The organism is Pseudomonas sp. SST3 (assembly GCF_003325755.1).
Map to the genome: position 1 here is coordinate 183,349 of NZ_QORI02000008.1, position 25,491 is coordinate 208,839.

The 25,491-nt window shown below is 60.1% G+C and carries 27 protein-coding genes; 21 read left to right on the top strand and 6 right to left on the bottom strand.

The features are described 5' to 3' along the window. Window position 1: 1 nt before the first annotated feature. The 3 genes from DQ405_RS10590 (at window position 2) to sthA (ending at window position 2,826) form a co-directional block, all read left to right on the top strand. Window positions 2–1,027: an FAD:protein FMN transferase gene (locus tag DQ405_RS10590; protein WP_168424187.1), complete on the top strand. Its 1,026-nt coding sequence runs from the start codon at window positions 2–4 to the stop codon at window positions 1,025–1,027. Continuing rightward, entirely contained in the window at window positions 1,024–1,254 is a 231-nt protein-coding gene (gene nqrM, locus DQ405_RS10595) for a (Na+)-NQR maturation NqrM (protein WP_168424188.1), read from the top strand. Before DQ405_RS10590 ends, nqrM begins: the two co-directional genes overlap by 4 nt. A 177-nt stretch (window positions 1,255–1,431) precedes the next feature. After that, the gene (gene sthA, locus DQ405_RS10600) at window positions 1,432–2,826 is read left to right on the top strand and encodes a Si-specific NAD(P)(+) transhydrogenase (protein ID WP_168424189.1); all 1,395 of its coding nucleotides are present in this window, start codon (window positions 1,432–1,434) and stop codon (window positions 2,824–2,826) included. Window positions 2,827–2,950: 124 nt separating this feature from the next. Here sthA and DQ405_RS10605 read toward each other — a convergent pair whose 3' ends face one another. Genes DQ405_RS10605 through DQ405_RS10615 form a run of 3 tightly spaced genes read right to left on the bottom strand, consistent with a single transcriptional unit; the run spans window position 2,951 to window position 4,551 of the window. Further along, window positions 2,951–3,673, bottom strand: coding sequence for a glycerophosphodiester phosphodiesterase family protein (locus DQ405_RS10605; protein ID WP_168424190.1), 723 nt, complete (start codon window positions 3,671–3,673; stop codon window positions 2,951–2,953). Further along, complete coding sequence (locus DQ405_RS10610) at window positions 3,670–3,975, bottom strand: phosphodiesterase (RefSeq protein ID WP_168424191.1); 306 nt, start codon at window positions 3,973–3,975, stop codon at window positions 3,670–3,672. The genes DQ405_RS10605 and DQ405_RS10610 overlap by 4 nt, the downstream gene beginning before the upstream one ends. Window positions 3,976–3,978: 3 nt before the next feature. Further along, window positions 3,979–4,551, bottom strand: coding sequence for a PilZ domain-containing protein (locus DQ405_RS10615; protein ID WP_168424192.1), 573 nt, complete (start codon window positions 4,549–4,551; stop codon window positions 3,979–3,981). A 100-nt stretch (window positions 4,552–4,651) separates the two neighbouring features. Between DQ405_RS10615 and DQ405_RS10620 the strand changes: the two genes are divergently transcribed. The 3 genes from DQ405_RS10620 to DQ405_RS10630 are packed head-to-tail and all read left to right on the top strand — an operon-like array spanning window position 4,652 to window position 7,852. Next, the gene (locus DQ405_RS10620) at window positions 4,652–5,899 is read left to right on the top strand and encodes a lipoprotein-releasing ABC transporter permease subunit (RefSeq protein WP_168424193.1); all 1,248 of its coding nucleotides are present in this window, start codon (window positions 4,652–4,654) and stop codon (window positions 5,897–5,899) included. Between the two features lie 7 nt (window positions 5,900–5,906). Then, a complete protein-coding gene (lolD, locus tag DQ405_RS10625) occupies window positions 5,907–6,605 on the top strand; it encodes a lipoprotein-releasing ABC transporter ATP-binding protein LolD (protein ID WP_168424194.1) in 699 nt (232 codons plus the stop codon). Beyond that, window positions 6,605–7,852, top strand: coding sequence for a lipoprotein-releasing ABC transporter permease subunit (locus DQ405_RS10630; RefSeq protein ID WP_168424195.1), 1,248 nt, complete (start codon window positions 6,605–6,607; stop codon window positions 7,850–7,852). Before lolD ends, DQ405_RS10630 begins: the two co-directional genes overlap by 1 nt. A gap of 9 nt (window positions 7,853–7,861) precedes the next feature. Here the strand turns inward: DQ405_RS10630 and DQ405_RS10635 are convergent, their stop codons facing one another. Then, a complete protein-coding gene (locus DQ405_RS10635; protein WP_168424196.1) occupies window positions 7,862–8,377 on the bottom strand; it encodes a DUF2062 domain-containing protein in 516 nt (171 codons plus the stop codon). 180 nt (window positions 8,378–8,557) lie between these two features. Between DQ405_RS10635 and DQ405_RS10640 the strand changes: the two genes are divergently transcribed. From DQ405_RS10640 to murB, 8 genes are all read left to right on the top strand, one after another. After that, entirely contained in the window at window positions 8,558–10,783 is a 2,226-nt protein-coding gene (locus DQ405_RS10640; RefSeq protein ID WP_174824664.1) for a DNA internalization-related competence protein ComEC/Rec2, read from the top strand. 71 nt (window positions 10,784–10,854) lie between these two features. Further along, window positions 10,855–11,487 carry a MotA/TolQ/ExbB proton channel family protein gene (locus tag DQ405_RS10645; RefSeq protein WP_168424231.1) on the top strand — a complete coding sequence of 211 codons (633 nt, stop codon included), beginning with the start codon at window positions 10,855–10,857 and terminating at the stop codon, window positions 11,485–11,487. Next, on the top strand, window positions 11,484–11,912 hold the full coding sequence (locus tag DQ405_RS10650) for an ExbD/TolR family protein (protein ID WP_168424197.1): 429 nt from the start codon (window positions 11,484–11,486) through the stop codon (window positions 11,910–11,912). The genes DQ405_RS10645 and DQ405_RS10650 overlap by 4 nt, the downstream gene beginning before the upstream one ends. Then, window positions 11,912–12,916 (top strand): tetraacyldisaccharide 4'-kinase, encoded by a 1,005-nt coding sequence (gene lpxK / locus DQ405_RS10655; RefSeq protein ID WP_168424198.1) that lies wholly within the window; start codon window positions 11,912–11,914, stop codon window positions 12,914–12,916. Before DQ405_RS10650 ends, lpxK begins: the two co-directional genes overlap by 1 nt. 47 nt (window positions 12,917–12,963) lie before the next feature. Further along, window positions 12,964–13,149 (top strand): Trm112 family protein, encoded by a 186-nt coding sequence (locus DQ405_RS10660; RefSeq protein ID WP_168424199.1) that lies wholly within the window; start codon window positions 12,964–12,966, stop codon window positions 13,147–13,149. Beyond that, window positions 13,146–13,910: a 3-deoxy-manno-octulosonate cytidylyltransferase gene (gene kdsB, locus DQ405_RS10665; RefSeq protein WP_168424200.1), complete on the top strand. Its 765-nt coding sequence runs from the start codon at window positions 13,146–13,148 to the stop codon at window positions 13,908–13,910. The genes DQ405_RS10660 and kdsB overlap by 4 nt, the downstream gene beginning before the upstream one ends. Before the next feature lie 2 nt (window positions 13,911–13,912). Continuing rightward, on the top strand, window positions 13,913–14,377 hold the full coding sequence (locus DQ405_RS10670; protein WP_168424201.1) for an arsenate reductase/protein-tyrosine-phosphatase family protein: 465 nt from the start codon (window positions 13,913–13,915) through the stop codon (window positions 14,375–14,377). Next, window positions 14,374–15,393, top strand: coding sequence for a UDP-N-acetylmuramate dehydrogenase (gene murB / locus DQ405_RS10675; RefSeq protein WP_168424202.1), 1,020 nt, complete (start codon window positions 14,374–14,376; stop codon window positions 15,391–15,393). The genes DQ405_RS10670 and murB overlap by 4 nt, the downstream gene beginning before the upstream one ends. A gap of 317 nt (window positions 15,394–15,710) precedes the next feature. On the opposite strand, the gene rne is transcribed toward murB, so the two are convergent. Beyond that, complete coding sequence (gene rne, locus DQ405_RS10680) at window positions 15,711–18,830, bottom strand: ribonuclease E (RefSeq protein ID WP_196240172.1); 3,120 nt, start codon at window positions 18,828–18,830, stop codon at window positions 15,711–15,713. 552 nt (window positions 18,831–19,382) lie between these two features. On the opposite strand from rne, the gene rluC reads away from it, so the two are divergent. Genes rluC through sppA form a run of 3 tightly spaced genes read left to right on the top strand, consistent with a single transcriptional unit; the run spans window position 19,383 to window position 21,991 of the window. Next, on the top strand, window positions 19,383–20,336 hold the full coding sequence (gene rluC, locus DQ405_RS10685) for a 23S rRNA pseudouridine(955/2504/2580) synthase RluC (RefSeq protein WP_168424203.1): 954 nt from the start codon (window positions 19,383–19,385) through the stop codon (window positions 20,334–20,336). Then, complete coding sequence (locus tag DQ405_RS10690) at window positions 20,329–21,018, top strand: HAD-IA family hydrolase (protein ID WP_168424204.1); 690 nt, start codon at window positions 20,329–20,331, stop codon at window positions 21,016–21,018. The genes rluC and DQ405_RS10690 overlap by 8 nt, the downstream gene beginning before the upstream one ends. Beyond that, a complete protein-coding gene (gene sppA, locus DQ405_RS10695) occupies window positions 21,008–21,991 on the top strand; it encodes a signal peptide peptidase SppA (RefSeq protein ID WP_168424205.1) in 984 nt (327 codons plus the stop codon). The genes DQ405_RS10690 and sppA overlap by 11 nt, the downstream gene beginning before the upstream one ends. 15 nt (window positions 21,992–22,006) lie before the next feature. Here sppA and DQ405_RS10700 read toward each other — a convergent pair whose 3' ends face one another. Next, window positions 22,007–22,588, bottom strand: a complete 582-nt coding sequence (locus DQ405_RS10700; protein ID WP_168424206.1) for a Maf family protein — start codon at window positions 22,586–22,588, stop codon at window positions 22,007–22,009. Between the two features lie 103 nt (window positions 22,589–22,691). Between DQ405_RS10700 and DQ405_RS10705 the strand changes: the two genes are divergently transcribed. Genes DQ405_RS10705 through fabD form a run of 4 tightly spaced genes read left to right on the top strand, consistent with a single transcriptional unit; the run spans window position 22,692 to window position 25,487 of the window. Next, window positions 22,692–23,219 (top strand): YceD family protein, encoded by a 528-nt coding sequence (locus tag DQ405_RS10705; RefSeq protein WP_168424207.1) that lies wholly within the window; start codon window positions 22,692–22,694, stop codon window positions 23,217–23,219. Between the two features lie 12 nt (window positions 23,220–23,231). Then, on the top strand, window positions 23,232–23,414 hold the full coding sequence (gene rpmF, locus DQ405_RS10710) for a 50S ribosomal protein L32 (RefSeq protein WP_019342480.1): 183 nt from the start codon (window positions 23,232–23,234) through the stop codon (window positions 23,412–23,414). A gap of 3 nt (window positions 23,415–23,417) precedes the next feature. Continuing rightward, the gene (gene plsX, locus DQ405_RS10715) at window positions 23,418–24,488 is read left to right on the top strand and encodes a phosphate acyltransferase PlsX (RefSeq protein ID WP_168424208.1); all 1,071 of its coding nucleotides are present in this window, start codon (window positions 23,418–23,420) and stop codon (window positions 24,486–24,488) included. A gap of 60 nt (window positions 24,489–24,548) precedes the next feature. Further along, window positions 24,549–25,487 (top strand): ACP S-malonyltransferase, encoded by a 939-nt coding sequence (gene fabD, locus DQ405_RS10720; RefSeq protein ID WP_168424209.1) that lies wholly within the window; start codon window positions 24,549–24,551, stop codon window positions 25,485–25,487. The last annotated feature ends 4 nt before the right edge of the window (window positions 25,488–25,491 follow it).

Sequence of the window (25,491 nt, forward strand, 5' to 3'; positions counted from 1 at the left end):
CATGACCCACGCGTTACTTCAGCCCGTCATCGTTGCCGCCCTGGCGGCAGCCCTGACGGGTTGTCTGTTTCAGGATAAGGTAGAAAACTTCGGCGGCCCGACCATGGGCAGCACCTACTCGGTGAAGTATGTGGCGACGGACGGGGCGGCCGACAAGGCGCAGCTGCAACGCGACACCGAGTCGATACTCGCCGAGATCGACAAGCAATTGTCGACCTACCGTGCCGATTCGGATATCGAGATCTTCAACGCCTTGCCTGCGAATAAGTGCATGGCCATGCCAGACAGCGTTCGTGAACTGATTCTGGCGGGGCGGCGGCTATCAGAAGAAAGCAGCGGGGCGCTGGATCTGACCATCGAGCCTCTGCTTAATCTCTGGGGTTTTGGTCCGCAGGGACGAAGCGAGCGAGTGCCATCTGCGGAGGAAATTGCCGAGGTTCGGCAGGATGTCGGTCAGCATCATCTTCGGGTCGATGGCGAGCATCTTTGCAAGGATCGGGCTGTTCAGGTCGATTTCAACAGCATTGCGGCAGGCTATGCCGTGGATCAGGTGGCTGCAACGCTCGAGGCCTCTGGTGTACGTAGTTATCTGGTGGAAATCACCGGGGAGCTCAAGGCTCGGGGGCGCAAACCGGACGGATCGCCCTGGCGCATCGCTATAGAAGCGCCACGGGATAATGAACGGGTTGCCCAACGGATCATCGAGCTGGACGGTTTCGCCGTATCGACCTCTGGTGATTACCGCAACTATTTCGAGCGCGATGGTAAACGTTATTCACATACGCTCGATCCGCAGAGCGGTGCACCAATTGATCATCATCTAGCCGCTGTGACGGTCGTCGATCCCTCGACATTAAGGGCGGACGGGTTGTCTACTGTGCTTATGGTGCTGGGCCCTGAACGGGGGATGGCATACGCGGCGGAGCGAAAGATTGCAGCGCTCTTCGTCATTCGCGAAGGGCAGGAATTCGTAAGCAGAAGCACCGAAGCCTTCGATGAGCTGTTCGGTGCGGGAGCAGAGCAATGACTTGGTTAATCGTTTTTCTGGTCATGTTGTTGGTTGTGTTTGGCATGTCAATTGGCGTGATCATGGGACGCAAGCCCATCGCAGGCTCCTGTGGGGGCATCGCCAATCTCGGCATCGAGAAGGAATGCTCAATCTGCGGAGGTAGCCGGGAAAAATGTGAAGAAGTAAATGCGCAGCCGAACCAGGACACAAAAGCCGATCTCGCATACGACGCGACCAGACGCTGATTAGTCGGTGCTGATCCGGCCGGTGGCTTGGGCCACTGGGCTCGGGCATGCGCGCGCAGCGCCGATCCGTTCGTGTTTGGCGCAACGATCCAGACGGTAGTGCGGGCAATGCACCGTTTCTGGATAACGAATTCGTTAACAGCGGCAGGGCTGCCTGCTGCGTGTTCAGGGGTGAATATGGCTGTCTACAATTACGATGTAGTGGTATTGGGCTCGGGCCCTGCCGGTGAAGGCGCGGCGATGAACGCGGTCAAGGCAGGGCGCAAGGTAGCCGTGGTTGATAGCAGACCGCACGTCGGCGGTAACTCCACCCATCTGGGTACCATCCCGTCCAAGGCGCTGCGCCATTCGGTGCGGCAGATCATGCAGTACAACACCAACCCGCTGTTTCGCCAGATCGGTGAGCCGCGCTGGTTTTCGTTTCCCGACGTTCTGAAAAGCGCCGAGAGCGTAATCGGCAAGCAGGTCACCTCGCGCACTAGTTACTATGCACGCAACCGTATCGACATCTTCTTCGGTACTGCGAGCTTTACCGATGAGCAGACGGTGGAAGTGGTCAGTGCTAACGGCATGGTTGAAACATTGGTGGCCAGCCAGTTCATCATCGCGACCGGCTCGCGACCCTATCGGCCCGCCGATGTTGATTTCTCGCACCCACGCATCTACGACAGCGATACCATTCTCACCCTGAGTCATACCCCGCGCCGCCTGATCATCTACGGAGCCGGCGTGATCGGCTCCGAGTACGCGTCGATCTTCAGCGGTCTCGGTGTATTGGTCGACCTGATCGACAACCGTGACCAGTTGCTCAGCTTCCTGGACGATGAAATCTCCGACGCGCTCAGCTACCACCTGCGCAACAACAACGTGCTGATTCGCCATAACGAGGAATACGAGCGCGTCGAGGGCATCGATAACGGCGTCATCCTGCATCTGAAGTCAGGTAAGAAGATTAAAGCGGATGCCTTCCTCTGGTGTAACGGGCGGACCGGTAATACCGATAAGCTTGCCTTGGAGAACATCGGTCTGAAGGTCAACAGCCGTGGGCAGATCAAAGTCGACGAGCACTACCGTACCGACGTTGGCAATATCTACGCAGCAGGCGATGTGATCGGCTGGCCGTCGCTGGCCAGTGCCGCGTACGATCAGGGGCGTTCGGCCGCCGGCAGCATCGTTGAAAACGACAGCTGGCGTTTCGTCGATGACGTGCCCACCGGTATTTACACCATTCCGGAAATCAGTTCGATCGGCAAAAACGAGCGCGAGCTCACCGAAGCGAAGGTGCCATACGAGGTGGGCAAGGCGTTCTTCAAGGGGATGGCGCGCGCCCAGATTTCAGCCGAGCCGGTGGGCATGCTGAAGATCCTCTTCCACCGCGAGACGCTGGCGGTGCTTGGCGTGCATTGCTTTGGTTATCAGGCTTCAGAAATCGTACATATCGGGCAGGCGATCATGAATCAGCCCGGTGAGGCGAACACGATCAAGTACTTTATCAACACCACCTTCAACTATCCGACCATGGCGGAGGCTTATCGGGTCGCTGCGTTCGATGGACTGAACCGGCTTTTTTGAGCGGCTCCGACCGGTGGCCTGAGCCGGTCGGAGAGGATACCCGAGACTGGCGCTGGCCAAATCGGGAGAGCTTCTAAGGGCAAGTAAAGCGCAGGCCGCCGGGGCGTGGCGGCCATGCGTTACCTTATGCGTTTCGCAGCGTGGTGACCGCCAGACCGGGATAATCGGTAATCAGGCTGTCGACGCCGAAATCCGCGAGCCGACGCATTAATGCCGGTTCGTTTACCGTCCAGACCGATACGTGCAAACCTTGCTGGCGAGCCTTTGCGATCCGCTCGGGTGTGCACAGCGTCCACTTCAACGCCAATAAGTCACAGTTATACTGTTTGGCCACTTTCAGCGGATCGAGCCAGCCGTACTCGGCGACCAGTCCGCACGACAGTTCGGGAGTCAGCCGCCTCAGCGCTCGCAGTACCTCTCGAGACCCTGATGTGACGGTGATCCGATCAAGCATCCCGTGGCGCTCGGCCAGCTCCCGGATCGCAAGCACCGAACGCGCGGCGCGGACCCTGGAGGCGCTTTTGACTTCCAGCTGCCAATGTTCGAACGCACATTTCTCGAACAGCTCCGCCAGGCGAGGAATAGGGCAGGGGCGTTTCCAGCCAGGTCCTCCGTGGCGCGCGTCGTAACGAGTCAGTTCGTCGGCGTCGTGTTCCACGACCTTGCCGCGTTGCCCTGTGGTGCGCTTGAGGGTCGGATCATGGATGACCATCAGTTCGCCATCCTTGGACAGATGCAGATCCAGCTCGCAGCGGCGCACGCCGTGAGCGAGGCACTGCTGAAAACCGACCAGGGTATTCTCCGGCGCCTCACCCTTCGCGCCACGGTGGCCGTAAATCAGTGTCACGGTTGTATGCCTCGCTGAAGCGGCGTGATGCGCTGGTGATGCTGAACGCTGTTGATGACCCGGTTGCTTTCGAAATAAACCGAGAATTCACGATAATCCCAACGCGTGATAGGCGGCTGTCCGACGGCGGGATGCTCCTCATCAGCGAGGCCGAAGCGCTCGAGCACCTGGTCCTTCGAGTCGCCCCGGCTGGGTAGGGTCAGTTCGGCCTGGCCTTGCTGACCAACGGGGATGCGGATGATTTCGGCATGTGCCGGGACGCAGAGAGCAATTGTCAGGAAGGGGATCAGTAACCGCTGCATGTTTCAGGTTCCTTGCAGACTTTCACGGGCCAGGCGTCGTTCGGTCGCCTGTTTCTGCAGGATATGCCGCGCGAGCAGTTGCCGTTGTGCATCAGTCAACGCTTCGAAGGAAGTGCCAATGGCAAATCGCCCGTCATCGAGTGGCTGGCAGGTTGCTATGCGCGCCGTCAACAACATACCCAGGCCTTGCGGCATCAATGCCAGTTTCAGCGTCCGGACCGAACCCTCGTCGAGTGGCTGATCATTAATGAAGCTGATGCCGCCTTCCGAGAGAACCACTTCGCGCGCCGGCCCGAGGTGCTTTAGCAGGTCCTGTGCGAGCACCTGGCCGATCAGATCGATGCGCTTGTTCTGCACTTTAAGATAGTTGGCGAGCGTGCGGTTACCCTCGGCTATCTGACGCAGCAGATGCTGTGCTTCGAAGTCGAGCTGGTGCAGTTCACCAAGCAAGTCGAACAGTTGCATCGAACCTTTACCGGAGACTGTTTCGGCGTGTTCCGGTGGCAGTATTTCCAGTGCGATCATGTCCTCGATACGATAGTATTCGCGGCGATCTTCGGTGTCTTCTGTGGGCATGTCGATCCCTGGGCTGCAGTGATGGCTTGAGTGTATCAGGCCGCTTGGCAACGTCATTCAGCTTGTTATTTTCCGCCAGCGTAAGCGAACCCATCGATCTATGTTCAGACCGCTGTCCGTGTATATCGGGGCGCGCTACACGCGCGCCAGACGTCGCAGCCTCTTCGTCTCCTTCATTTCCTTCACCTCGATGATTGGGCTGGCACTGGGCGTGCTGGTTATGATCGTCGTGCTGTCGGTAATGAACGGTTTCGATCATGAAATGCGTACCCGCGTGCTGGGCATGGTCCCGCACGCCACTATCGAAAGCCCGACGCCGATTGACGATTGGCGAACCCTGGGGCAGCGACTTGTGCAGCATCCGCAGGTTTCAGCAGTGGCGCCGTTCATACAGATGCAGGGTCTGCTGACTCATCGTGGTCAGGTCACCAAGACACTTATCAATGCGGTGGATCCTGAAATCGAGTCGGACGTCTCGATCATCGGCCAGTTCTTCCGCGAGGGCTCGCTGGCAGATCTGGCGCCCGGCGAGTTCGGTATCGTTATCGGTGACAAGGCGGCCGACAAGCTTGGCGTCGGTATCGGCGACAAAGTCACCTTCGTGGCTCCGGAAGTAACGGTCACCCCGGCGGGCGTTTTTCCGCGCATGAAGCGCTTTACCGTGCGTGGCATCTTTCATGTCGGCGCGGGTGAGATTGATGGTTATGTGGCGATGGCCAATATTTCCGATTTAGCACGGCTGCACCGTTGGAAGCCAGATCAGGTTCAGGGGCTGCGCCTGCGTTTCGATGACCTGTTCCAAGCACCGCGCATTGCCTGGGAGCTGGCCGGCCAGCTGGGCGATGAGTTCTATTCCCGGGACTGGACCCGCACCCACGGCAATCTCTATCAAGCGATACGCATGGAAAAAGCCATGATCGGCTTGTTGCTATTGCTGATCGTCGCGGTGGCGGCTTTCAATATCATTTCGACGCTGGTCATGGTCGTGACTGACAAACGTGGCGACATCGCCATTCTGCGAACGCTTGGCGCGACGCCCCGGCAGATCATGGCGATCTTCATGGTTCAGGGCACGGTGATCGGTGTTGTCGGCACTCTGGTGGGCGCTTTGCTCGGCATCTTCGCCGCGCTCAACGTGAGCAGCTGGATCGCTGCGCTCGAGCGGCTGATCGGGCACAAGTTTCTTAGCGCCGATGTGTATTTCATCGACTATCTGCCGTCCAGGCTGATGACCACCGATGTGGTACAGGTCTGCGTCGCGGCGCTCGTCCTGAGTTTTTTCGCCACCTTGTACCCGGCATGGCGTGCGGCCCGTACCCAACCGGCCGAAGCGTTACGATATGAGTGAGCTGGTTATGAATGAAAAGTCTTCGAAGGATGGCGCGGTGCTGAGTTGCCGCAATCTTGGCAAGCGCTATGAGCAGGGTCCGGAGTCGGTCAGTGTGCTCTCCGGATTGCAGCTGGAGCTTTTCCCTGGTCAAAGGGTCGCCATTGTCGGCAGTTCAGGCTCGGGCAAGAGCACGCTACTGAACCTGCTTGGTGGTCTCGATACACCCAGCGAAGGCAGTGTCTGGTTGGCGGGAGAGGAGCTTTCCGCGCTCAGCGAGAAGGACCGCGGCCTGTTGCGTAACCGCGCACTGGGCTTCGTCTACCAGTTCCATCACCTGCTGCCAGAGTTCACCGCCCTGGAGAACGTGTGCATGCCGCTCCTGATTGGCAAGACGCCGATCCCGGAAGCTCGGGGGCGAGCAACCGAACTTTTGCAACGAGTGGGGCTTGGTCACCGGTTGGCGCATAAGCCGTCCGAGCTGTCAGGGGGCGAGCGGCAGCGTGTGGCGATTGCCAGGGCGTTGGCCAACCGTCCGGCGCTGGTATTGCTTGACGAGCCTACCGGCAACCTCGATCACCATACGGCCCAGGGCATTCAGGATCTGATGTTGGAATTGAGCAGCTCGCTGCGTACGGCCTTTCTCGTTGTTACCCACGATCCGCAACTGGCCGGGCAGATGGATCACATACTGCGCCTCGAAGACGGCCGGCTGGTGGCTGGCTGATGTTCAGGCCGCTCAGCATTTTCATTGGCAGCCGCTACACGCGGGCCAAGCGTCGTAATCATTTCATCTCGTTCATTTCGCTGACTTCGATGATCGGTCTTTCGCTGGGTGTATTGGCGATGATCATGGTGCTGTCGGTGATGAACGGTTTCCAGCGCGAGATGAGCAACCGCATTCTCGGTATGGTGCCGCATGCCGTGATCGCCGGCGACGGACAGCCTGTGGACGATTGGCAATCGCTGGCTGAGCGGCTCCGGGCGCATCCCGGGGTGCTCGGTACCGCGCCGATCACCCAGCTCGAGGGCATGCTGTCGTTCAAGGGCTCGATGCAGCCGATCGAGGTCAAGGGCATCGATCCGCAGGCGGAAGGGGATGTGTCGATCCTCGGTTCGAAGATGATCGCCGGCAGGCTCGATGACCTCGAGCCAGGCGAGTCCGGGGTGATCCTCGGGCTGATGACCGCGCGTCGATTCGGCCTCAAGCTGGGCGACAAGCTCACCCTCATCGTGCCCGAACTCAGCGATGCGCCCGGCGGCATCACGCCGCGGATGCAGCGCCTGAACGTCGTTGGGGTGTTCAAGGTCGGGGCCGAGCTGGATGGCAGCCTGGCGATGATTCATCGGGTCGATGCGGCACGGATGCTTCGCTGGGAGCCGCATCAGGTCGAAGGCGTGAGAGTCAGGCTGGCTGATCTGTACCGGGCGCCAGAAATCGCGGCAGAACTCGTTGGTGAGCTCGGTGAGGATTACCGTGGCGAGGATTGGTCGCTTACTCAGGGCAGCCTGTTCAGCGCGATGAAGATGGAAAAGACCATGATCGGTCTGCTGCTCTTGTTGATCGTCGCGGTTGCCGCCTTCAACATCATCGCCACGCTGATCATGGTAGTGGCCGATAAGCGTGCCGATATCGCGATATTACGTACTCTCGGGGCGACACCCCGAGAGATCATGGCAATCTTCATGGTTCAGGGCAGCATCATCGGCTTGACCGGTACCTTGATAGGAACCGTACTCGGGGTACTTGGTGCCCTGAACGTCAGCGCGCTGGTGGCTTGGCTGGAAAAGGTGTCGGGTCAGCACATTTTCAGTTCGGATGTGTATTTCATTAGCACGTTGCCGTCAGAACTGCGGCTCGAAGATGTCCTGCTCGTGACCCTGGCAGCGCTGACGCTCAGCTTTCTGGCAACGATCTACCCGGCGTGGCGCGCTGCACAGACTCAGCCTGCCGAAGCCTTGCGCTACGAATAGAGTGGTGTATCAGCGGCGGTCCAGCTGCCGCTTGCGCCAACTGCGGCTGACCCACCAGCGCCAGTAGATCTGCGTAGCGAGGTAGCCCAGTACGGCGATCACGATACCGACGACAAATGAGCCAAGGAACAGCGGCTGCCAATGGCTGTTAAGCATCTGGCGAACCCAGGCGAGGCTGAGCTCCATTGGCATCGGCGACACAGGGGTGTCCATCAGCCAGGCGCCGACTTTATAGTTGCAGTAAAACACCGGCGGCATCGTCAGCGGATTGGTCAGCCAGGCCAGGCCAACAGCAATCGGCAGGTTGGCCCTGGCCAATACGGCACACAGCGCCGCGGCCAGCATCTGCATGGGCATCGGAATCATGGCCCAGAACAGGCCGATCGCCATCGCCCTGGAAACCGAATGCCGATTGAGATGCAGCAAATTGGGGTCATGCGTCAGTGTGCCGAGAAACCGCAACGACTTGTGCGTCTTTAAGCGGTCAGGGTGCGGCATGTAGCGTTTGAAAAAACGACGCGGCATGAAGATTCTCTAGCGGGGTGAAGCGCGCCCGATTATGCCTGAAACGAGACTCGGCGCTGAGAGGAGTTTGTGACATAAATTCTACACTGTGGGGCCGACAGGACGTCGGTCAGACCACAACGACCCGGCCTCCGACCCTGTCGGATGTGCCTTCGCTGGAATGGAATCCAGGAGAACCCCATGCGTACAGCGATGCTGGCGCTGGCCGCAGGCCTTCTACTGCTACGCTTTCTACCGCAACTGCCACCCGTATCGACGCTACCCTTCCTGTTCGTGGCGGGTCTGGCCTTGTTGCCGTTCCGCGGGCGAGCGATCGGGTGTTTCCTTTGCGGGTTTGCCTGGGCCTGTCTGAGCGCTCACTGGGCCCTGGACGACCGCCTCCCGACGGAACTCGACGGCCGCACATTCTGGCTCGAAGGGCAGGTAACCGGCCTGCCGGATGTTCGTGGCGGTGTGGTGCGCTTCGAGCTCGTCGACATTTCGTCCCGGCATAGCGGTCTGCCTTCGCGGTTGCGCCTGGCCTGGTACGGCGGGCCAAAGGTGCAGGCGGGTGAGCGATGGCGGCTTGCCGCGAAATTGAAAAGGCCGCGCGGGCTGGTCAATCCACATCCGTTTGATTACGAGGCTTGGCTTCTTGCTCGGCGAATCGGTGCCAGCGGCACGATCAAGGCTGGTGAAAGACTATCGGCCGCTGCAGGAGACGAGGTGTGGCGCGATCAGCTGCGCCATCGGTTGATGGCTGTTGATGCACAGGGGCGCTCGGGAGCAATCGCAGCGTTGGTGGTTGGTGATGACAGTGGCCTGTCCACATCCGACTGGCGCATTCTTCAAGACACCGGCACCGTGCATCTAATGGTCATCTCGGGGCAGCATGTGGGGATGCTGGCCGGTTTGCTCTATGGCCTGGTTTCATTATTGGCGCGCTGGGGAATCTGGCCGCCGCGAATTTCTTGGCTGCCCTGCGCCTGCGGCCTCGCGCTGGGCGGTGCGCTCGCGTATGGTTGGCTGGCGGGCTTCGAGGTCCCGGTTCAGCGAGCGTTGGTGATGGTCGCGCTGGTGCTTGCGTGGCGCCTGCGGTTTCGGCATCTCGGTGTCTGGCTACCGTTGTTGATCGCGCTTGATGGTGTTCTGCTGATTGATCCGCTGGTCGGTCTGCAATCTGGGTTTTGGTTGTCGTTCCTGGCCGTGGCGGTGCTCGCACTTATCTTCCGTGGCCGCATTGGCAACTGGAGTTGGTGGCAGGCGCTGGGTCGCGCGCAGTGGCGTATGGGACTCGGCCTATTGCCGGTATTACTCGCGCTGGGTTTGCCGGTCAGCCTGAGTGGCCCGGTTGCCAACCTATTCGCGGTCCCGCTGGTCAGCGCGCTGGTCGTGCCGCTGTCGCTGATGGGCTCCGCGCTGCTGTGGTTGCCGGGCATTGGGGAGGCGTTGCTATGGTTGGCGGGTGGGCTGCTGGCGTTTCTGTTCGATGCGCTGGAGTGGCTCGCTGGCTGGCAGCCCGCGTGGCTCTCGGCCTCGTTGCCACTGTGGGGCTGGTTGCTGGTGGTATTGGGAATGCTGCTCGTCCTGTTACCGGACGGAGTGCCGTTTCGGGCACTTGGATTGGTGCTTCTCACGCCATTGCTGTTTCCGCCGACCAATCGGCCCGCCGCGGGGCAGGCGGAAGTCTGGGTGTTCGATGTTGGCCAGGGTCTGGCCGTGCTGGTGCGCACGCACGAACACGCATTGCTGTATGACGCGGGACCACGCTACGGTGACTTCGATATCGGTGAGCGAGTTGTGTTTCCGTCGCTGCGAGCACTGGGAGTCGCCGATCTTGACCTGCTGGTCCTTAGTCACGCCGATAGCGATCACGCCGGTGGGGCTCAGGCGATCCAGCGACAGATGCCGGCCGCGCGAGTGCTCAGTGGCGAGCCGGAAAGGCTACCTGCGTCGTTGAAGGCCGAGGTATGCCGCTCCGGAGCGAGCTGGGAATGGGATCGTGTCATTTTCACGTTTTGGCGGTGGTCCCAGGCTCAGGATGGAAACCAATCCTCCTGTGTGCTTCTGATCGAGGCGGATGGCGAACGCTTGCTGCTCACCGGCGACATTGATGTGTCGGCCGAGCAGGCGCTGCTGGCGAGCGATATGCCGCTCGACGTGGACTGGCTGCTTGTGCCGCATCATGGCAGTCGCAGCTCGTCTTCGACCGTATTCATCGAGGCGACAGGTGCCGACGGTGCGTTGGTTTCGCGCAGCTTGCACAACGCCTTCGGCCACCCGCATCCTGATGTCGTGCAGCGCCTGCAGGCATCCGGTGCGCAGCTACATGACACAGCTGAGCAGGGTGCGCTGCAGATCCGTCTTGGACGTTTCGAGCCCGTTCGAGGAATGCGCGCCGAACGTCGGTTCTGGCGGGAAAAATGAGAACAGGGGCCGTCGGCGGCCTGCCGACCCTATGCTAGAGTGGCGCCACTTTTTCGAGGGGGATGCATCTCGTGTGGGAGCTGGTTAAAGCGGGCGGCTGGATCATGCTGCCAATCATTCTGTGTTCCGTTGCGGCCGCCGGCATCATCGCCGAAAGGCTATGGACGCTGCGGCCGAGCCGCGTGACCCCGCCGCATCTGCTCGGCCAGGTGTGGAAATGGATCAAGGACAAGAAGCTCAGCAACCAGAAGCTCAAGGAGCTGCGCGCCGATTCACCCTTGGGCGAAATTCTGGCAGCCGGGCTGGCCAACTCCAAGCATGGTCGGGAAATCATGAAGGAGTGCATCGAGGAGGCTGCGGCTCGCGTCGTCCATGACCTCGAACGCTACCTCAACGCGCTGGGTACCATCGCGGGCATCGCACCGTTGCTCGGGTTGCTAGGCACGGTGCTCGGCATGATCGAGATCTTCAGCGCCTTCATGGGCTCCGGTATGGCCAATGCACCCTTGCTCGCGGCGGGCATTTCCAAAGCGCTGATCACCACTGCCGCAGGCTTGATGGTCGGTATCCCCGCATTGTTCTTCCATCGCTTCCTGCTGCGCCGCGTCGAAGAGCTGGTGGTGGGTATGGAGCAGGAGGCGATCAAACTGGTCGAGGTCGTGCAGGGTGATCGTGACGTCGATCTGGGAGAGGGCAAGGCGTGAAGTTTCGTCGCAAGGCGCGGGAAAACGTCGACATCGGCCTGGCCCCGCTGATCGATGTGGTGTTCATCCTGCTGCTGTTCTTCGTCGTGACCACCACCTTTACCCGCGAAACTCAGCTCCAGGTGGATCTGCCAGAAGCGGCCAGCGGTACACCGCCGCAGGAGGCGGAGAAGAAACGGTTGGAAGTGGTCATCGATGTCGATGGTAGCTTCAGCCTCAATGGCAAGACGCTGATCAAGCATGACCTGAGCACGCTAATGGCGGCGCTCAGCAAGGAGTCGGGCGGCGATACCAGCCTGCCGATGATCATCAGCGCCGACGGCAAGACGCCACATCAGGCAGTCATTACTGCCATGGATGCAGCCGGGAAGCTGGGTTTCGCACAGCTGCGTATCACTACCGTCGAGGCCCAGCCGGAGCCCTGATGTCTTTAGCTGATCGTCTGCAGCGAGCCTGGTACGAAGGGCATCCGGCTTTGGCCTTGCTCGCCCCGCTGGAGGCGCTCTATCGGCGCGTGGTTATTGCCAAACGGAAGAAGTTCGTCAGCGGCGCCATCGATTGCTATCGGGCGCCGGTGCCTGTGCTGGTGGTGGGCAATATCACCGTTGGTGGTACCGGCAAGACTCCATTGATTCTCTGGCTCATCGAACACTGCCGCCGGCGCGGCTTGAAAGCGGGGGTGGTCAGCCGCGGCTACGGCGCCACGCCACCGTCACATCCATGGCGGGTGAGGCCGGAACATTCGGCGGTCGAGGCGGGCGACGAACCACTGCTGATCGCGCAGCGAACGGGTGTACCGGTCATGATTGATCCGGACCGCGCACGCGCGGTTCGCGAGCTGCTCAAGCAAGAACCGCTCGACCTTATTTTGTCCGACGATGGATTACAGCATTACGGGCTCGCACGCGACCTCGAACTGGTACTCATTGATGCGGCACGTGGCCTGGGCAATCGCCGTTGCCTGCCGGCCGGTCCCCTGCGTGAACCGGTGGAGCGGCTGGAGTCAGTCGACGCGGTGCTGTTCAACGGGGCGGCGGTCGGTGACCCCTCCGGTTATGCCTTCACTTTACAGCCGTCACGACTGATAGAGCTCGTTAGCGAAAAGGTCTGGCCGCTTGATCATTTTCCACCTGGGCAGCAACTGCATGCGGTCGCCGGGATCGGCAATCCGCAGCGTTTCTTCACCACGCTCGAGGCGCTACACTGGCGGCCGATTCCGCACCCCTTCGCCGACCACGCCTGTTATAGCCCGGAGCAGCTGAGTTTCAGCCCCGAGCTACCGCTAGTGATGACCGAGAAGGATGCGGTCAAATGCCGGGCATTCGCGCTGCCAGGCTGGTGTTATCTGCAGGTGCAGGCCGAGCCATCGGCGGCGTTCGTGACCTGGTTCGATGCCCAGCTGGACCGCTTGTTGCCCGCACACCCCTAAAGCTGCTCGATCTGCCAGGTGCGGTCGACGGCACCCAAGGAATGCGCATGGATACCAAACTGCTCGACATTCTCGCCTGCCCGCTCTGCAAGGGTCCGCTGAAGCTGACCGAGGACAAATCCGAATTGATTTGCAAGGCCGATGGCATGGCCTTTCCTGTGCGAGACGGTATTCCGGTGATGCTCGAAAGCGAAGCCCGCACCCTTGACGTGGATGAGCGTCTGGACAAATGAGTAACGCTTACACCGTCGTGATCCCGGCGCGCTATGCGTCCAGTCGCCTTCCCGGCAAACCGTTGCAGGACATCGCCGGCAAGCCGATGATTCGCCATGTATGGGAGCAGGCCAGCAGAAGCGGTGCACAGCGAGTGGTGGTCGCCACCGACGACAGGCGCATCCTGGAGGCGTGTGAAGGCTTCGGCGCGGAGGCGCTGCTGACCCGCGTCGAGCATAATTCAGGTACCGATCGGCTCGCCGAAGTGGCGAAAAAGCTGAGCTTGGCGGCTGACGCGATAGTCGTCAACGTGCAGGGTGATGAGCCGCTGATTCCGCCTTCGGTGATAGACCAGGTCGCACTCAATCTCTCCGCTCACCCGGAGGCGGCAATCGCCACGCTCGCCGAACCCCTTAGCGATTCGAAAGCGCTGTTCAATCCGAACGTGGTAAAGGTTCTCAGTGACATTAACGGGTTGGCGCTCACCTTCAGTCGAGCGCCGTTGCCGTGGGCGAGGGATGAATTCGCGACTGACCGGGATGCGCTTCCGCCGGCTGTTCCGTACCGTCGACACATCGGCATCTATGCCTATCGGGCCGGATTTCTGTCTGACTTCGTTGCGTGGGGGCCTTGCTGGCTGGAAAACACCGAGTGCCTTGAGCAGCTGCGTGCGCTCTGGCACGGCAAGCGTATTCATGTCGCCGATGCGGTCGAGGCACCTCCGGCCGGCGTCGACACCGCCGAGGATCTCGAGCGCGTCCGCAAGCTGCTCGGAGTCTAAACGTGAAGGTTCTGTTCGTTTGCATGGGTAACATCTGCCGCTCGCCCACTGCCGAGGCGGTATTTCGCAAGTACGTGCAGGACGCTCAGCTGGACACTCGAATCGCCATCGATTCGGCTGGAACCGGTGACTGGCATGTTGGCAAGGGGCCGGATCAGCGCGCTTGCCAGGCCGCGGCCAGACGAGGCTATGACCTCAATGCTCTAAGGGCACGTCAGGTAACTGTGGAGGACTTCCAGCGCTTCGATCTGATCCTGGCGATGGATCATGACAACCTGAGGCGACTGCAGGTACTACGTCCGTCAGACTCCCATGGGGAACTTGATCTGTTCCTGCGCCGATACAAGCTAGGCGCAGACGCTGTGCCCGATCCGTATTACGGGGGCGAGGATGGTTTCGAGCAGGTGCTCGATTTGGTCGAAAGGGCATCTGCGGCGCTGCTCGACGAGCTCCGAGGGCGCCTGTGAATCTTCTCATCGAGCACAATCGCTCACTCAAGCCTTTTAATACCTTTGCTATCGACGCCTGCGCGGCGCACTTTGCCGAAGCGCAAGACGACCAGGCGGTCATTGAAGCGCTCGCTGAGGGAAGGCGCCTTGGCGTTCCGCTGCTGATACTCGGCGGGGGCAGCAATCTGGTGCTTACGGGGGATGTGGATGCGTTGGTGCTGCGTATGCATAGCCGGGGCATCCGAATCGTCGAGGACGATGGTGTGCGGGTAGTGATTGAGGCGGAGGCGGGAGAGCCCTGGCATCCCTTCGTGGTGCACAGCCTGGCGCTTGGCTTATCCGGATTGGAAAACCTCAGCCTGATCCCAGGCACCGTCGGCGCGGCGCCGATCCAGAATGTCGGCGCGTATGGCGTCGAGATCAAGGACGTCTTTGCCGGGCTGACTGCGCTGGACCGCGAAACCGGAGATGTTGTTGAGTTCGACCTACCAGCATGCGAGTTCGGCTATCGCGATAGTGTGTTCAAGCGTCAAGCCGGACGCTACGTCATTCTGCGGGTGCGCTTCTCGCTACAGCGGACGGAGGACCTCAAGCTGGATTACGGACCACTCCGTCAGTGGCTGCAACAGCACGGTATCGAATCACCCACAGCGATGGATGTCAGTCGGGCGGTGTGTGCGATTCGCAGCGAGAAACTGCCGGATCCCCAAGTCCTCGGTAATGCCGGCAGTTTTTTCAAGAACCCATTGGTCCCGCAAAGGCTAGCGGATGCCTTACGCGAGCGTTACCCGGACCTGGTAGCGTTTCCGCAGGGTGATGGGCAGGTCAAGCTCGCGGCTGGCTGGCTGATCGAGCGCGCGGGGTGGAAAGGCTATCGGAAAGGCGATGCGGGCGTGCACCAGCTGCAGGCTCTGGTACTCGTCAACTACGGTCAGGCCTCTGGCCGAGAGATCTTGCAACTTGCCCATGAGATCCATGCCGATATTGCCGAACGTTTTGGCGTCTGCTTGGAAATCGAGCCGAACGTCATCTAACTCAAAACTGCCGAGTTGCGCCATTTCTGTTCAGCGTGATGAATATTTCGCACACCGGGCTTGTCGATCGCTTCTCATCGTCGTGGCCCTCAGTGGGCAGAGGCCCATTCAGCCCCATCTAACTGCGGCTGCCCACGCCACTGTCTCGCCTGGCTGAAGTGATTGATGGCCGTATGGTCATCGTGTATCCGCTGGCTACGCCTTTCTGCTGCTTCCATCGCAGCCTCCTGAAGATCAGAAGATGTAAACCCTATTCAGGGCGGAACACAGAAACAAAAAAGGGATGCCGAAGCATCCCTTTCTCATTGTCGCGCTTGTCAGCTTTGACGCTTGTCGTCGTCCCGCTCGATGGCTTGTTCGGTCGCCTCAGGTTCATCAGCTTCAGTGTTGGGCTTGAGCGACTCCACTTCAGGCTGGACGGCTTCTGCGACGACCGGTTCTGCTTCCGGTTCTGCCGGTGCTGGTTCAGGCTGCGAAGCAGCTTCTTCTTCGCTATCGTTGGTTGTGACAACCGGTTGCTCGGCTGCGATCTCAACAACCGGTTGGCTGGCAACGATCTCGGGGCTGGTCAGCTCGGCGGGCGCGTCGGCTTCGGTTTTCGCTTCGGCAGCTTTCGCTTGCGATTCGGCCGCTTCCTTGGCCAAGCGCTCCTGCTCAAGGCGGCGACGGCGCACTTCGCGCGGGTCGTTAGGCGCGCGGCCGCTCGCCGTCAGGACCGGTGTTGCGGCAGGCTCGGTCGGCACCGGAGCGGGCTCTTCAACAGCTGTAGCTGCTGCTTCGACGATCTCGGACTCTACTGGCGACGGTGCTGGCTCTGGCTGGCTGACTTCCTGCGGGGCAGGGGTTGGCTCTGCTGCAGGCTGAGCGGCTTCAGCTGTCGGCGCTGCGATGGTGGCATCGGCTGGCTCGGCAGCTACCGCTTCATCGGTAGCTTCGTTGGCGGTCTCGGCTGGCGCTGGTACCTCTGGCGCAGCTTCGGTTTGAAGCACGGTGGGTGCCGTGTCGGTATCGGCGGTGTTGGCCGCGAGGGCGGCGGCAGTCGCGGCAATGGCGACCTGCTCTGATTTCACCGGCGCGTTACTTTCGCTACCCTCGGCAGCGCCGGTCTCGCCTTCGCCAATCTCGTTGCCATTGGCATCGCGTTGACGATCACGGCGGTTGCTACGACGACGCTGACCACGGGAGCGACGACGTGGACGATCACTGCCCTCGGTTGATTCCTGCTCATCCTCGGCAGTTTCTGCTGCTTCACTCTGCTGCAGTTCTTCCGTGTTTGCGATCTGCTCTGCGCGAGGCTTGCGCTCTTCACGAGGCGGGCGCGGTTTACGCTCGACGGTCTCCTCGCTGGCAGGCGCGGCTGAAACTGCTTGGGTGGGCTCGTCCAGTGGTGCGCGCAGTTCACGCTTGCGCTCTTCGCGGGGCTGACGGTCCTCGCGTGGGGTGCGCTCGCGACGGGGCTGCGGCTGCGACTGCGGGGTGCTATCGCTGGCTTCGACCGGCTCACGGGGCTCGCGAGGCTTGCGCTCTTCACGCGACGGGCGTGGTTGGCGCTCTTCGCGAGGTTGGCGTTCTTCACGCGGTGCGCGTTCCTCGCGTGGCTTGCGTTCCTCGTCGCGATTGTTGCGCGAGTCACGGCGGCGGTTCTGTTGACGACCGCTGCGTCGCTCATCGTTGCGCTGCGGGCGGTTGCTTGCCGAGGGCTTCTTCTCGACTTCAACAGCCGGAGCTTCCGGTTTGCCAGCGAAGAGACCCACCAACGATTTGACCAGTCCTTTGAACAGGCTTGGCTCTTGGGCAGCAGGTGCGGCGGCTTCTGCGGGGGCGGCGACAGGGGCTGGTGCGGTACGCTGTGGTGCAGTTTTTACCGCTGCTTCCTGGCGAACCAGCGTGCGCGTCGAGCTGACCGGCTGAGCTTCCTCAACCTCGGTCGGGCTCATCTCGTAGCTTGCCTGTCCGGCCATGATTTCCGGACTGTCGTCACGCAAGCGCTGTACTTCGAAATGCGGCGTCTCCAGATGGTCGTCCGGCAGGATGAAGATGCGCGCGCGAGTGCGCAGCTCGATCTTGGTAATGGCGTTGCGTTTCTCGTTGAGCAGGAAGGCGGCGACCTGAAAGGGCACACGCGCTCGAACCTCGGCGGTGCGATCCTTAAGCGCTTCTTCTTCGATCAGGCGCAGGATTGCCAGCGATAGCGATTCGACGTCACGGATGATGCCCTGACCGTTACAGCGTGGGCAGACGATGCCGCTGGTTTCACCCAGCGATGGACGCAAACGCTGGCGGGACATTTCCAGCAGGCCAAAGCGCGAAATACGGCCAACCTGGATACGCGCGCGGTCGGCTTCGAGCGCTTCACGAACCTTTTCTTCGACGGCGCGCTGGTTCTTCGCCGGTGTCATGTCGATGAAGTCGATGACGATCAGGCCACCGATGTCACGCAGGCGTAGCTGGCGGGCGATTTCCTCGGCCGCTTCCAGGTTGGTCTGCAGTGCTGTTTCTTCGATGTCGCCGCCTTTGGTGGCGCGCGCCGAGTTAATGTCGATGGAGACCAGTGCCTCGGTCGGATCGATTACGATGGAGCCGCCGGACGGCAGCTTCACTTCACGCTGGAATGCGGTTTCGATCTGACTTTCGATCTGGAAGCGGTTGAACAGCGGCACGCTGTCTTCGTACAGCTTGATCTTGCTGGCGTATTGCGGCATGACCTGCTGGATGAAGGAAAGCGCCTCGTCCTGTGCTTCGACGCTGTCGATCAGCACTTCGCCGATGTCCTGACGCAGATAATCGCGGATAGCGCGGATGATGACGTTGGATTCTTGATAGATCAGAAACGGGGCGGGGCGGTCCTGGGAGGCCTCCTTGACGGCGCTCCACAACTGCAGCAGGTAATCCAGATCCCATTGCATTTCTTCGCTGGAGCGGCCAAGACCGGCTGTCCGGACGATCAGCCCCATGTCGGCGGGAACATTGAGACCGTTCAATGCCTCGCGCAACTCGTTACGCTCCTCACCCTCAATGCGGCGGGAAATGCCGCCTGCACGTGGGTTGTTCGGCATCAGTACGAGGTAGCGGCCAGCCAGGCTGATGAACGTGGTCAGGGCTGCGCCCTTGTTACCGCGCTCTTCTTTCTCGACCTGGACGATGACTTCCTGGCCTTCGCTCAGGACGTCCTTGATGTTGACGCGACCTTCCGGAGACTTCTTGAAGTACTCGCGGGAAATTTCCTTGAGAGGGAGAAAGCCGTGGCGGTCGGCACCGAAGTCAACGAAGGCGGCTTCGAGGCTGGGCTCGACGCGGGTGATTTTGCCTTTATAGATATTGGCTTTTTTCTGTTCGCGGGCGCCGGATTCGATATCGAGATCGAATAGGCGCTGGCCGTCGACCAGTGCGACACGCAACTCTTCGGGCTGAGTTGCGTTAATTAGCATTCTTTTCATGTAGTACCGTCGGTTTCCAAGGCAGCGGAAACGGCGTTCGGCACACACGACTCTCGCGGTCGGTGTCAGGTGAGTCAGGAATGGTTGTAAAGCACTCCAGTGTCCAGCGATGTGAGGCCAGTTGGGCCAGCGTCGCGACGACGTCTCCTGCTTGCTGTCGGAACAGAAGCAATGGTTCGGGAGGAGGAATCAGCAATCGGTAGCGGACGGAATGAAGCGTCTATGAAAGCCTTTGCTACGCAATCCGATGGCTGTACATCTCCACCCAACACTCATACTTTGAAAATCGGGTGCCGCTCGCAGAATCCGGGAGCGGGTTGTCGATTATCGCGATTCCCCATCGGGGGCACGCATCATGTCTTCAAGGCTTGTTTCGGTACTTCTGCTACTTAGTAGAGAAGCATCGTCGGACGGCCTCACGTCCTCGAACATTGCTGAGTCGGGAATGGCGGTTTCGCTGGCATTCCTCGACCTGACCACTTTTGGCGGCGTCTGGACTATAACAGCAATGTTTAAGTGCTTCAAATAACGGAAAATTGATATCATCCGCGGATGACCAATACCCCTTCTCCGACCTCTGGCGTGCAAATGCTTGAGGTCTCGCCGGAGCTTGCCGGCCAGCGCATTGATAACTTTCTTCGCACTCAACTCAAGGGTGTGCCCAAAACCCTGATCTACCGCATTCTGCGCAAAGGCGAAGTGCGGGTGAACAAGGGGCGGATCAAGCCCGAATATAAGCTTCAAGCGGGCGATGTGGTGCGTGTACCGCCGCTTCGGTTGCCCGAGCGGGACGAGGTGGTTCCGGTCGCGCAGGGCCTTCTCGAGCGTCTGAGCGCGGCAATCGTCTATGAGGACAAGGCGCTTATCGTGCTGAATAAGCCCGCAGGTATCGCAGTGCATGGCGGCAGCGGGCTTAGCTTTGGTGTCATCGAGGCGCTGCGTCAGCTGCGTCCGGATGCCAAGGAGCTGGAGTTGGTACATCGTCTGGATCGGGACACGTCCGGGCTGTTGATGGTCGCGAAGAAGCGCAGCATGCTGCGTCACCTGCATCAAGAGCTGCGCGGCGACGGTATTGATAAGCGCTACATGGCGCTTGTCCGGGGGCGCTGGGAAACCAGCAAGAAGCAGGTGAATGCTCCGCTGTTGAAGAACACGCTGCGCTCGGGCGAGCGGATGGTCGAAGTCGCTGACGAGGGCAAGGACGCGCTGACGCTTTTTCGCGTGCTGCGCCGTTTCGGTGATTTCGCCACGCTGGTCGAGGCCAAGCCGGTAACGGGGCGTACTCACCAGATCCGCGTGCATGCCCGCCATGCAGGTCACGGCATCGCCGGCGACAATAAGTATGGAGACGAAGAGTTCTCCAGCGTTATTCGTGAGTTGGGGGGCAAGCGCCTGTTCCTGCATGCCTATGCGTTGAGGGTGCCGCTGCCCGACGGCGGCGAACTGAGTCTGGAAGCGCCGGTCGACGATGTCTGGACGCGGACGCTGGAGAGGCTTGGTGAATAAGTACGACCTGTTGATCTTTGACTGGGACGGCACCTTGGCGGACTCGATTGGGCGTATCGTCGAATCCATTTCTGTTGCTGCAGCCAATTGTGATCTACCGCCCCTTGATGAGGGTGTCATCAAGGGGATCATAGGGCTCGGTTTGCCAGAGGCAATTGCGGCGTTATATCCCCATATCACAGATGTGCGAACGGCTGAGGCGTTTCGTCGTGCCTATGCCGATCATTATCTATTGCTGGATGCTGAGCCTTCGGCACTCTATCCGGGCGTCGCGCTAGCGCTGCAACAGTTTCGTGAACAGGGACACATGCTCGCCGTAGCGACAGGTAAAGGGCGGCGCGGATTGGATAGGGTGCTGACGGCGCAAGGGTGGGGCGGTTTCTTCGATGTGACGCGTTGCGCGGATGAGACAGCGAGCAAGCCTGATCCGCTGATGATTCATGAGATTCTGGGGCACTGTGGGGTCAGTCCCGAGCGAGCCGTGATGATTGGCGATTCAGTATTCGATCTCGAGATGGCCAGGCGAGCAGGCATCGACAGCGTTGCGGTTACTTATGGCGCGCAGTCCGTCGAGGTCTTGCAGGCATGCTCGCCATGCATGACTATCAAACATTTTTCGGAGCTCGGCCGCTGGCTGTGCTCTGCTGATTCAGCTGCTGAGGTAGTTGCGTATGTCGGATGAATGGAAGGCGCCGGTGAATGAGGTCAAGGAGGATCGCAATAGCTGGAAGTTGCTGGAAAAGACATTGCTTGCCGGGGTGCAAGAGCAGCGGCGGGCCCGGCGTTGGGGGATCTTTTTCAAGCTGTTGACCTTCATCTACCTCTTCGGCGCCCTGCTGATGTTCTCGCCTTTGTTGCGTATGGGTGACGGTAAGGTCGCTAGTGACAGTCATACCGCAGTCATCAACGTCCGCGGAATGATTGCGGATGAAGAGGCGGCGAGTGCGGATAACATTGTCGGGGCGCTCCGGGCCGCCTTCGAGGATTCCAGTACCAAGGGTGTGGTGCTGAGGATCAACAGTCCGGGTGGCAGTCCCGTGCAGTCAGGCTATATCTACGACGAGATTCGTCGGCTGCGTGACGAATATCCGGCCACAAAGGTCTATGCGGTGATTACCGATCTGGGGGCTTCGGGTGCCTACTACATCGCCAGTGCTGCGAATGAAATCTACGCTGATAAGTCCAGTCTGGTTGGCTCGATAGGGGTGACCGCGGCGACTTTCGGTTTCGTCGAGACGATGGACAAACTGGGTGTGGAGCGTCGGGTCTACACCTCAGGCGAGCACAAGGCGTTCCTTGATCCGTTTCAGCCGGAAAATCCGGAGGAAACCGAGTTCTGGCGCAGTGTGCTTGCCACTACACATCGGCAATTCATCGATAGCGTGAAGCAGGGGCGTGGAGACCGACTCCAGGTCGCTGAGCATCCTGAGCTATTTTCTGGGCTTATCTGGTCCGGCGAGCAGGCCCTTGAGCTCGGGCTGATTGATGGTCTCGGCAGTACCAGCTACGTGGCCCGCGAGGTTATCGGAGAGGATGAGCTGGTGGACTTTACCGTCAAGGATTCTGCTCTGGATCGTTTCACCAAGAAGCTCGGTGCCGCCGTTGGTTCGCAGTTGGCGATGTGGATGGGCTTTCAAGGGCCGCAACTGCGTTAGCTTTCTCGCGGCCTGTCACGGCACTTCGATGCCGGCGTGGTTGAGCATATCGACCAGCCGGATCAGTGGAAGCCCGATCAGGCTCGTGACATCTGATCCTTCGGTGGTGCGAAACAGGCTGATCCCCAGGCCTTCGGCCTTGAAGCTGCCTGCGCAGTCGAAGGGCTGTTCGGCCAGCAGATAGCGTTCGATCTGCTGATCGTTGAGCGCTCGGAAATGGACGGTGAACGCGATGCAGTCGACCTGGGCGGTTCCTGTCCGGCTATCCAGCAGCGCTAGGCCGGTCAGAAAGCTCACGCTTTTGCCGCTGCAGGCTTGCAGTTGCTGCTTTGCTCGCTCGAAGGTATGAGGCTTGCCGAGGATGTTGTGCTCAAGCACGGCAACCTGGTCCGAGCCAATGATCAGATGATCCGGATGGGCCTCTGTCAGTGCTTGGGCTTTCTCACGAGCCAGTCGGCGTACTAGCTGTTCCGGGGGCTCTCCGGCATGCGCGGTTTCGTCTATTTCCGGCGCGTTGCAATCGAATGTCAAACGCAATCGCGAAAGCAGTTCGCGCCGGTAGGGGGAGCTTGATGCGAGAAGCAGATGGCGGCGCATTTTCCTTCCTTTATATAGGTATTCGATTGCTGGTCGGCTGAAGCCAATTGTGCGGCTGAATTCCTTTGACAGTCGAGAGGCGCATCCCTAGAATGCCGCGCTTATGTTGAAAGGACCAATACCTCCGCACGTTGACCCGCGCAAGCTCGCTGACCGAGCGGCCGCCCTGAAGGGTGAGCTGCAATTGTCCGAGCTCAAGCGGCTCGTCGATCCTCTCGAGGACGATAAGGGTGTGGTGCGTGCCAGTTTTGATTTCGGGCGCGACGAGCAGCGCACTGTGGTCATCCACAGCGAGCTGGATGTTGAGGTCACAATGATTTGCCAGCGTTGTCTGGAGCCGGTTGTTCTGCCTATTCACAGCGAGTGCGATTATGCCGTGGTGAATGAAGGGTCGAGCAGTCAGCACCTGCCCAAGGGCTATGACGTGCTGGAAGTGGGAGAGGATCCTCTGGATCTGCTGGCGCTGGTTGAAGAGGAGCTTTTGCTCGCTCTTCCGATTGTTCCACTCCATGACCAAGAAGTTTGCCAGCCGCCGGTTGGGCCTGATGAGCCCGAGCCGAATGAGGACGAGGTATCGCGGTCCAACCCGTTCAGCGTACTGGCTCAGTTAAAGCGTGACCCAAACGTTTAGGAGTTGATCCCAATGGCTGTTCAGCAGAACAAAAAATCCCGTTCCGCCCGTGACATGCGTCGTTCGCACGACGCGCTCGAGCCGAACGCCCTGTCCGTGGAAAAGAGCACCGGTGAAGTTCACCTGCGTCACCACGTTTCCCCGGAAGGTTTCTACCGTGGTCGTAAAGTGATCGACAAGGGCGCTGACGAGTAAACCTTGTCTGCTCCGATCATAGCGATCGATGCAATGGGTGGGGACTTCGGTCCCCACTGCATTGTTCCGGCCAGTCTCAACTGTCTGGCTGAAGCCCCCTCGCTGCATCTGGCTCTCGTTGGCCAATCCTCCCTTATTGAAGAAATCATTGATCGCCACCCTGGTGTGGATCGCGCTCGCCTGACCATTGTCGATGCCGGCGAGGTGATCGGCATGGACGAACGTCCCACCCATGCGCTGCGGACCAAGCCACGGTCATCCATGCGTGTCGCGCTGGAGTTAGTGCGTGATGGTCAGGCTCAGGCGTGTGTCAGTGCCGGTAATACGGGTGCGCTGATGGCGCTTGCTCGCCACGTCCTGAAGACGCTGCCAGGAGTTGATCGTCCGGCCATGGTGACCGCGATCCCTACGCTAGAAGGCGCATGCCTGCTTCTTGACCTGGGCGCGAATGTGGACTGCACTGCCGAGCAGCTGTATCAATTTGCAGTGATGGGGTCGGTTGCAGCTCAGAGCCTTGGTATCGAGCGACCACGGGTCTCGTTGTTGAATGTGGGCACCGAAGAGATAAAGGGAAACCAGCAGGTCAAGGCGGCCGCAGGGCTTTTGCAGCAAGCCTGTGATATCAACTATCAAGGCTTCATCGAGGGTGATGGGCTGTTTCGCGGCGAGACTGATGTGGCGGTGTGCGATGGGTTTGTTGGCAATGTATTGCTCAAATCCAGTGAGGGCTTGGCGGATATGGTTGCCTTGCGAGTCGAGGCGCTTTTTCGTCGCTCGCTGATTTCGCGAGCAGTGGGCGCGCTGGCATTGCCGCTGTTGCGTCAGTTGCGGGCTGACCTTCGTCCGGCACAGTACAATGGTGCTAGCTTTCTGGGGCTTCAAGGCATCGTAGTCAAGAGTCATGGCAGTGCGGGCGCAGAGGGCTTTCGGTCGGCGATCCTGCGCGCCGCCCAGGACGTTCAGCACAACCTGCCGGCGCAACTGCACAGTCGGCTTGAACACCTGCTCGTGACCAATCGGTCGATAAACGGCGCCGGTGATGTGACCACCTCCGGCGGGTCGCCATCCAACTGACAATTCGGTGCGTCCTGGTGGCGTATTCCTTTCGACGAACAACCACAAGAGAGCCGTTTCATGTCCGCATCACTTGCATTCGTCTTTCCCGGCCAGGGCTCCCAGGCCCTTGGCATGCTTGCTGAGCACGGTGCCCAACAATCCATAGTCATCGATACCTTTGCCGAAGCGGCATCCGTGTTGGGCTACGATCTCTGGGCGCTTTGTCAGCAAGGGCCTGAGGAGCAACTGAATCAGACCGACAAAACCCAGCCGGCCATTCTTACCGCCTCGATTGCTCTGTGGCGCTTATGGCTGGCGGAGGGAGGGGCGAAGCCGGCGTTTGTCGCGGGTCACAGCCTGGGTGAATACTCCGCTCTGGTGGCTGCGGGCAGCCTCCCATTCGCTGACGCGGTGAAGCTGGTCGAGTTGCGTGGTCAGCTTATGCAGCAGGCCGTTCCAGCCGGCAGTGGTGGTATGGCGGCGATCCTGGGGCTGGAGGATGTCGATGTTCTGGCAGCCTGTAGCGAAGTGGCGCAAGGTGAGGTCGTCAGTGCGGTTAACTTCAACGCGCCTGGTCAGGTCGTGATTGCCGGTAATGCTGCGGCCGTCGACCGTGCTATCGAGGCTTGCAAGGCCAAGGGTGCCAAGCGCGCCATGCCACTGCCGGTCAGCGTGCCTTCGCATTGCGATCTGATGCGACCGGCGGCAGAGCGTTTCGCGGATTCCGTCACCGGAGCCGCCTGGCAAGCGCCCGAAATCCCCCTGGTGCAGAACGTCAGTGCCGCGATCGTTTCGGATCTCGACTCGCTCAAGCGCGACCTGCTGGCGCAGCTTTACAGCCCGGTTCGCTGGGTCGAGACCATTGTTGCGTTGAGCGAGCGCGGAGTGACCGGTCTGGTCGAGTGCGGCCCGGGCAAGGTGCTTTCCGGTCTAAACAAGCGCTGCGTCAAGGGCATCAATACCTACAACCTGGACACCCCAGAAGCTTTTGCAGCCACTCGTGGCGCATTGGTCTGAACAA